Genomic DNA, 7782 nt, shown 5'->3' with positions numbered 1-7782 from the left:
CTGATCAGGACCGAACTGCGCGCGCCAAGACCGGATCCGACGCTCCAACGTCCGCCGGACCCTCTGGTCGAGTTCGGGATGACGCCGGCGGATCTCCTCGAAGATGGCTACGGCGCGCAACCCCGGTGCCGCCTCCAGCAAGGGCACGATCTCGGTCTCGAATATGTCTGCCAGCGGGTCAGGCCGTCGCCGCTCGCGCGGCTTTTTGCGTTGCGAGGGCAGGCATGGATCCGCGTTGATCCGATACGCGCTCGCCATGCTGATCCCTGCCTTGGCGGCGGCCACCGGCACCGAATTGGTCTGCTTGAGCTTCATATAAAGCCTCATCTGATGATCGTTGATATGGCAGCCCGGCACCCGCATCCCTTCCAAACGAAGCGATGCGCGTCATACCGGGCCGACCACGACCCTCAGAACCCCTATGAAATAGAGGCCTCACCGCTTGCTGGCACGGCTACGGGCTACGCCCTCCGCCGTGCCAGCAAGCGGCGATTCTCACCTTGATTGTCGCTGCGTTCTCATCCTGATTGTCGCGCGGCATCGATCCGCCCAATCAGCTTCTGGCGGCGGTGGACGGCGGCATCGACCTGCTTGGGTTTGGCTGCGGCAACAAACTTCAATTCCATGTCGGCATCTCCTTTCGGTTGATGCCGACGGGTCCGGTCAGTTCGTTAAAAGGTCCACGCGCTAATCCTCCAGCCAGCTGAGCGTCGATTTCGTCCCTGCCTTGGTCTTCCTGACGCGCTTGGTCAGTTCATCCGCAGAGGCAATGTTGGACGTGTGCCCGTAGTACTGCTCCAGCATGGCCACGGACGTTCCCATGTTTTTGGCTAGGGTGAACTGGTGGACGCCGTTTTGCAGGCGGAAGGTCGCATAGGTGTGCCGCAGGGAGTACAACGTGCGAACCTGCCCGTGCGTGTCCCGCTCCACCTTGGCGGACTTCAGCAGGGCAGCGAACGACTTCTTGAACGACCCGATCTCGCTGCCGTCCTTGTGGCAGAACACCAAGCTTTCAGGGTCCAGCTTAGGCTTCGGATTTTCCTCTGTCGTCAGCTCTTCGATGCGTAGGTCGTAAATCCGCTTCAGGTACTTTTTGATGTCCGTTGAGGCTGAGACGACCTCACGCTTGCCGGTCTTGCCCGACACGGTGAGGACGATGTTGGCGGGAACGTCATCGCTCACCGCCACTTCTCGGATGTCTCGCCATTTCAAAGTGCGAGCTTCACCAACACGGATGCCCGTGTTCGCCAGGATGAGGACATAGTCCCGCAGCATCATGCGGTCCCGTTTGACCGCCTTGTTCTCAATCTTGACGAATTCCTGGAGGTTGCGGGTCAGCCTGCTCCAGTCCCTTGGGTCAAAATGCGGTCGCCTTGCAGCCTCGCCGTTGGTTCGCGGGAACCGTGGCATCCGATCCAGATACCCCTCATCGAGGCACCACTGGAAGAAGTGCTTCAGGTCGGAATAAATCCGCTTGATCGTGTTTGGCGACAGCCTGCCTTCACGGGCGTTCTCTATTAGCTTGTCGACCAGCTTGGAGATCATCGCCGGCGACAGGTCCTCGAACATCTTCGTGGCCCAATGGGGCTTGATCCTGTTCATCAGCAGAATCTTATAGCGGATCGACAGGCGTTCTTTGTCAGGGTCGATCCGGCGAACGTAGGCATCGATGGCTGGCCCAATGCGCTTGCCGACCACCGTTTCGCCAGTGAGCGACTTGACCAGAAGCTGGTTGTAGAGATCATCGGCGAACTTAAAGGCCTGATGCTCATCGCCAGTGCCCGTGCTGCGGTTGACATAGCCCTTGGTGTTGGGAACCTTGATGCGGCAAAGCCATGTTGGCTTTTTGAAATCCGCGCGCTGGTAAAGGTAGATTGCTCCCTCACGGAACGTCTTAGACGCCGTGATCGTCCCTTTGGCGCTGTCTGTGGAACCTTTCGGCACCCAATCCCCCGAAACTCAATCAACCATTCGAATCCGAACACGATCCGAACATGCGATTTTTTTGACGTCGGGGGAACGGTGTCGGGCAAAATTCTCCGAAATTGGCAAACCGTGCCCGACAGTGATGAAATGTCGTTCGTTGCCGGACCTAAAGGGTAGTTGGGGAATCAGGCGGTTACTGACCCGATGAAATCCGAACATTTTCCCGAAAATCCGAACACGATCCGAACACGGCAAAATTGGCACCTCCCGCTGGGAAGTGTTTTTCTAAATCACTGATTTTCATGGTAAAACTGGAGCGGGCGAAGGGATTCGAACCCTCGACCCCAACCTTGGCAAGGTTGTGCTCTACCCCTGAGCTACGCCCGCTCGTGCGTTGCGCCGAACTGTCCCGCTATCCCTTGGAAAAGCGCCGTTCGGCTGGGGTGAGGCGGGCAAATAACGGCGATGTTGCGGGCGCGCAACCCCCCAAATGCACTTTCTTTCCACAATCGCCTGCGCGTGCGGTTTTGCACGTGGCTTTGCGGGCGATGCATGGCGATTGCCCTTGTCGAATGCGCATCGCTTCCCACATGGTGTGCAACAATCAGTTCCGACCATCCTTGCGGAGATTCCACGCGTGGCAAGCCTTGGCCTCAATCTCGACGAACAGAAAGCGGTCGACCGGTTCCGCAAGACGGTGGTCGAACCATCGATGACCAAGCTGGTGATCCTGGATTTCTGGGCAGAATGGTGCGGCCCGTGCAAGGCGTTGACGCCGATGCTGGAAAAAATCGCCGCCGAATATGCCGACAAGGGCGTGGTGCTGGCCAAGGTCAATGTCGATGAAGACCAGTTCATCGCCGCACAGTTCCAGATCCGGTCGATCCCCACGGTCTATGCCATGTTTCAGGGCCAGCCGGTGGCCGACCTGACCAATGCGCGCAGCGAATCGCAGCTTAAGCAGGTGCTTGACCAGATCCTGGCGCAAGTGCCGGTGCAGGCCGGTGACGAGCAGGCCCCCGATCTGGCGCCGATGCTGGCCCTGGGCGACGAAGTGCTGGCCGAAGGCGATTACGAGCAGGCGATCGCGGTGTTTGCCCAGATCATCGAGATCGCGCCCGACAGCGCGCTGGCCCACGCCGGGCTGATCCGTGCGCTGCTGGCCGCGGGGCACAAGGACGAAGCCGCTGCCGCGCTGGCCGAACTTGATCCCAAGCTGGCCGAAGATCCTGCGTTTGCGCAAGTGCGCGCCGCGCTGGCCCTGGCCGAAGATGCGCCCGAGCCGAGCGAACTGGATGGTCTGCGTGCGGCGGTTGCAGCCAGCCCGGACGACAACGACGCGCACCTGGCGCTGGCCAATGGCCTGTATGCCAGCGGTGACCGTGACGAGGCTGCCAAGGTCCTGCTGGCGCTGATCGCCAAAGACCGCGCATGGAACGACGGCGCGGCGCGCACGCGACTGCTGCAGATTTTCGAAGCCATCGGGCTGGAAGACCCGTGGGTGGCCGCAACACGTCGCAAACTGTCAACCGTGCTGTTCGGATGATCGCGCGATGACCCCCGAGCGGCTGTCGATCTTTCCCCTGGCCGGTGCCCTGCTGTTCCCGGGCCTGCAATTGCCGTTGCGCATTTTCGAACCAAGGTATCGCGCGATGGTGTCCGATGCGCTGGCCCGCGATCAGCGGATCGCTATGATCCAGCCGCAATCGCCCGAAAATGGTGCGCCGCTGTTCCGCGTCGGCTGCGTGGGCAAGATCGCGGATGTCGAGGCGCTGGACGACGGGCGCTACAACATCGTGCTGCAGGGCGTGGCGCGGTTTCGCGTGCTGCGCGAACTCGACGTGACCACCCCGTTCCGCCAGGTCGAGGCCGAACTGATCCATGAACCTCTGGATGCGGCGCTCAGCGCGATCGAACGCGCCGGGTTCGAGCGCGAGGCGCGCACATTTGCACAGGCGCAGGGCTATGCCGTCGACTGGGATTCGGTGGGCAAGCTGGATGATGTCGCACTGATCAACGGCGTCGCGCAGATCGCCCCGTTCGATCTGGCCGCCAAACAGGCGCTGCTCGAGGCCAGCACGCTGGCCACCCGCTGCGAACTGCTGATCCAGCTGATGCAGTTCTTTGGCCGGCGCGACCGCGACGATGGGCGCGTAACGCTGCAATAAACCCGGTCAGCCTGGGATCCGGACCCTAGTTACCGGCGGGCGTGGGGCGGTCGAGCACCGCGCGGAATGCACCATCCAGCCAGATCCAAACCTGCAACCGGCGCGATCGGTCGGGCAGGACAGTGCTGCGCCAGACCAGCGAGCCATCGTCCGAACGCCCGTCGCGGCTGTCGGACCCGGTCGGGGCGTCGTTGGCCGGCATGGCCGCAGGCAAAGCGCGCAGCAGGGGCGGGCCAGACGGGCGCGGGCCATCCGCCGGTGCCGGGCGCGGCGGGCAATCGGCCACTTTTCCGGTGATCCAGTCGGGCGCAGGGGGCACCGCGACAAGGGGCCCGGCATCGGTCAGGACCCATTTGAAATCGAGCTTTTTCTGGCGTTTCCACACCGTGGCAAACCAGCCGCCGCGCCAGGTACCGGCGCTGACCCCGGCGGTGCCGTCGCACGCGGCCCAGGCCGTGTCGGTGCGCCGATCGGCAAACCACGGCGTTGCATCATGCGCCTTGAGCCACACGCGCACCGCGCTGCGCGCAGGCGCAATCATCTCTGCCGTCTCTTCGCCGGTGTTTGCCAGCGCAGTATTGGCACCCTTGTCGCGCGCCAGATGTGCCAGCGCGCTTTCCGCTTCGACCAGCGCGCTGGGATTGCCAAGCGGGGTCAGGCCCCGCTTTGACGATTGCGCATGCCCGGACGCCGGCGCCAGGCACAGCGCCAGTGCCATCAGGGCGTGGCGCGCGCGGATCAGATCGCCTCTGCCGGCAGCGCCATCCCGGCGTTGCGGAATGCGGCGACCAGCGCATTGCGCAGCAGCACCGCGATGGTCATCGGCCCGACCCCACCCGGCACCGGGGTGATCGCGCCGGCCACGGCGCAGGCTTCGCCAAAATCGACATCGCCCACTAGCCGTGTCTTGCCCGGCTCTGCCGCGTCGACACGGTTGATGCCCACGTCGATCACGGTTGCGCCCGGCTTGATCCAGTCGCCCTTGACCATTTCCGGCCGGCCCACAGCGGCCACCACGATATCGGCGCGGCGCACCACATCGGCCAGATCGCGCGTGCGGCTGTGCGCGATCGTCACCGTACAGCTTTCGGCCAGCAGCAATTGCGCCATCGGTTTGCCAACAATGTTCGACCGCCCGATCACCACCGCATCCATGCCCGACAGGCTGCCCAGCCGGTCTTTGAGCAGCATCACGCAGCCAAGCGGCGTGCAGGGCACAAACCCCGGCTGCCCCACCGCCAGCCGCCCGGCGTTGGTGACATGAAAGCCATCGACATCCTTGTCGGGACTGATCGTCGAAATCACCGTCTGTTCGTCGAGATGCGCCGGCAGCGGCAATTGCACCAGGATACCATCCACCGCCGGATCGGCGTTGAGCGCCCCGATCAGCGCCAGCAGTTCGGCTTCACCGGCATCAGCCGGTAGGCGGTGCTCAAAGCTGGCCATCCCGGCCTCAACCGTCGCCTTGCCCTTGCTGCGCACATACACCTGGCTGGCGGCATCTTCGCCCACCAGCACCACGGCCAGCCCCGCCTTGCGCCCGGTGCGCGCGGTAAAGTCGGCCGCCAATGTGGCAATCCGACCGCGCAGACCCAGCGCATAAGCTTTTCCATCAATCCGTTCAGCGCTCATGCGATCAATATCCCTGGTGGGCCAGCACAGACAACAAATACATCACAAGCTGCATGCCGAGCAGCAGCACCAGCGGCGAGAAATCGACCCCATCGGCACGCGGCAAAGAGCGCCGGATCGGCCCGAGCACCGGCTCCAGCAGCGAACTCAGCCCGCGATAGAACCGCAACACGGCATCGTTGCGCGTGTCGACCACATTGAACGCGATCAGCAGCCCCATCACAAACTGGGCCATCACGATCCACCAGATCGCGTTGAACACAATCTGGACCATTCCAAGCAGAGTGTAGATCAGCACGGTCGGCGTCCCCTTCAAATCAGACGTGGAATCATCAAAGCCGGATCAGCGTTCCCGCCCCACGTGTGGTAAACACTTCGAGCAGCATGGCATGCGGCACCCGCCCGTCGAGCACAACCGCCGCTTCGCACCCGGCCTCAACCGCATGGACACACGTCTCAAGCTTGGGAATCATCCCGCCGCTGATCGTGCCGTCTTCTGCCAGCCTGCCAATATCGGCCGGCGTCAGGTCGGTCAGCAGCGACTTGTTCTTGTCGAGCACGCCCGGCACATCGGTCAGCAGGAACAACCGGGCCGCGCCCAGTTTGGCGGCAATCGCGCCCGCCATCGTGTCGGCGTTGATGTTGTAGGTGCAGCCATCTTCGCCGACGCCGATCGGCGCAATCACCGGGATCATGCCCGCGGCGCAAACGGTGTGGATGATCGTCAGGTCAATCGCCGAAGGTTCGCCGACAAAGCCCAGATCGACCGACAACTGGTCACCGCTTTCGGGATCGATGATCACCTTTTCGACTTTGGTGGCGGTGATCAGCCCGGCATCCTTGCCCGAAATGCCCAGCGCCTTGCCCCCGGCGGCGGCAATCCAGCTCACCAGTTCCTTGTTGATCCGGCCCGACAGCACCATTTCGGCAATTTCGGCGGTTTCCGCATCGGTCACACGCAAGCCATCGACAAAGCGCGATTCGATGCCCAGCTTTTTCAGCATGGCGCCGATCTGCGGGCCGCCGCCGTGCACCACCACCGGATTGATGCCGATCGCCTTCATCAGCACGACATCCTGCGCAAAATCCTGCTGTGCCGCCGGGTCGCCCATGGCGTGCCCGCCATATTTCACCACGAATGTCTTGCCGGCGTAACGCTGCAGATAAGGCAGTGCCTCGATCAGCGTTTCGGCCTTGTCGAGCATCGCCTGGCGATAGACGTCGTGGGTGTCGATATTGGTTGCCATGATGGACCGCGCCAATACCCTTTCGGGCGTGAAAGAGAAATGAATTTGCTGCGGCAGGCCGCGGGTTTCGCTTAAGCCCCCCGGTCAAGCCGGCGCCCGAATTGCACCGCCAGCCACACCAGCACCGGCACCATCACGGTCGACAGGACCAGCTTGGCGATGATCTGGCTGCCCATCATCACGCCCAGCGGCAAGGCGTGGCCATCGGCGCCGGCCACGCCCCAGAACGACAGCGTGATAAAGATCACCGTATCGACAATCTGGCTCAGCATGCTGGCCAGCCACGCACGCACCACCAGCACCCGGCCCATGCCATGCCCCGCCAGGCGCGCGAACACCGTGACGTTCAACGTCTGCGACAGGCCATACGAACACAGGCCAGCAAACTGCATCCGTGCGCCCTGCCCCAGGATCAGGGCAAACTGGCTCTGATTGGCCCAGATCGGCGCCGGGGGCACGACGTCGATGACAAGGCGGATCAGCACCATCGACAGGATCAATGGCACAAAGCCGAACCGCACCATGCGCTGCGCGGTCTGCACGCCGTACAATTCGCTGACCGCGCTCGACAGCACGATCAGCAGCAGAAACGCGAAAATCCCGCTTTCCACGGTCATCTGCCCGATCAGCGGCCAAGTGCCGACATTGGCCAGCTTTGCCCCCAGCACGCCGGCCAGCACGCACATGCCGCCATAGACCAGTGTATACAGGAACAGCGACGAAGGGACCGACACGACCGAAGTTTGCTTTTGCATAAAAGGCCGATAGCGGATTTTGACCGCGTGCCAAATTGGCTTTACGCGCATGGG

General features: G+C 62.7%; 8 protein-coding genes, 1 tRNA gene and 1 pseudogene. 2 read left to right on the top strand and 8 right to left on the bottom strand.

Annotation, left to right across the window (positions count from 1 at the left end; all coding sequences use genetic code 11):
- From G404_RS0104160 to G404_RS0104145, 3 genes and pseudogenes are all read right to left on the bottom strand, one after another.
- Window positions 1–357: pseudogene (locus G404_RS0104160) on the bottom strand (IS21 family transposase); the annotation flags it as partial.
- 330 nt (window positions 358–687) lie between these two features.
- Entirely contained in the window at window positions 688–1944 is a 1257-nt protein-coding gene (locus G404_RS19745; protein ID WP_028639972.1) for a tyrosine-type recombinase/integrase, read from the bottom strand.
- A 294-nt stretch (window positions 1945–2238) separates the two neighbouring features.
- Window positions 2239–2313 (bottom strand) — tRNA-Gly (locus tag G404_RS0104145).
- Window positions 2314–2563: 250 nt separating this feature from the next.
- Between G404_RS0104145 and G404_RS0104140 the strand changes: the two genes are divergently transcribed.
- Window positions 2564–3472 (top strand): tetratricopeptide repeat protein, encoded by a 909-nt coding sequence (locus G404_RS0104140; protein ID WP_028639971.1) that lies wholly within the window; start codon window positions 2564–2566, stop codon window positions 3470–3472.
- Between the two features lie 7 nt (window positions 3473–3479).
- The gene (locus tag G404_RS0104135) at window positions 3480–4094 is read left to right on the top strand and encodes an LON peptidase substrate-binding domain-containing protein (protein WP_028639970.1); all 615 of its coding nucleotides are present in this window, start codon (window positions 3480–3482) and stop codon (window positions 4092–4094) included.
- 25 nt (window positions 4095–4119) lie between these two features.
- Here G404_RS0104135 and G404_RS18000 read toward each other — a convergent pair whose 3' ends face one another.
- The 5 genes from G404_RS18000 to G404_RS0104110 form a co-directional block, all read right to left on the bottom strand.
- Entirely contained in the window at window positions 4120–4812 is a 693-nt protein-coding gene (locus tag G404_RS18000; RefSeq protein ID WP_051280142.1) for a hypothetical protein, read from the bottom strand.
- A 20-nt stretch (window positions 4813–4832) separates the two neighbouring features.
- Window positions 4833–5726 carry a bifunctional methylenetetrahydrofolate dehydrogenase/methenyltetrahydrofolate cyclohydrolase FolD gene (folD, locus tag G404_RS0104125; protein WP_028639969.1) on the bottom strand — a complete coding sequence of 298 codons (894 nt, stop codon included), beginning with the start codon at window positions 5724–5726 and terminating at the stop codon, window positions 4833–4835.
- Window positions 5727–5730: 4 nt separating this feature from the next.
- Window positions 5731–6024, bottom strand: coding sequence for a YggT family protein (locus tag G404_RS0104120; protein WP_028639968.1), 294 nt, complete (start codon window positions 6022–6024; stop codon window positions 5731–5733).
- Between the two features lie 34 nt (window positions 6025–6058).
- On the bottom strand, window positions 6059–6973 hold the full coding sequence (gene argB / locus G404_RS0104115) for an acetylglutamate kinase (protein WP_051280140.1): 915 nt from the start codon (window positions 6971–6973) through the stop codon (window positions 6059–6061).
- A gap of 71 nt (window positions 6974–7044) precedes the next feature.
- Complete coding sequence (locus G404_RS0104110) at window positions 7045–7728, bottom strand: queuosine precursor transporter (protein WP_028639966.1); 684 nt, start codon at window positions 7726–7728, stop codon at window positions 7045–7047.
- Between the last annotated feature and the right edge of the window lie 54 nt (window positions 7729–7782).

Origin of the sequence: Novosphingobium acidiphilum DSM 19966 (assembly GCF_000429005.1) — a bacterium.
GTDB lineage: Bacteria > Pseudomonadota > Alphaproteobacteria > Sphingomonadales > Sphingomonadaceae > Novosphingobium > Novosphingobium acidiphilum.
This window is presented reverse-complemented; position numbering and strand designations above follow the sequence as displayed.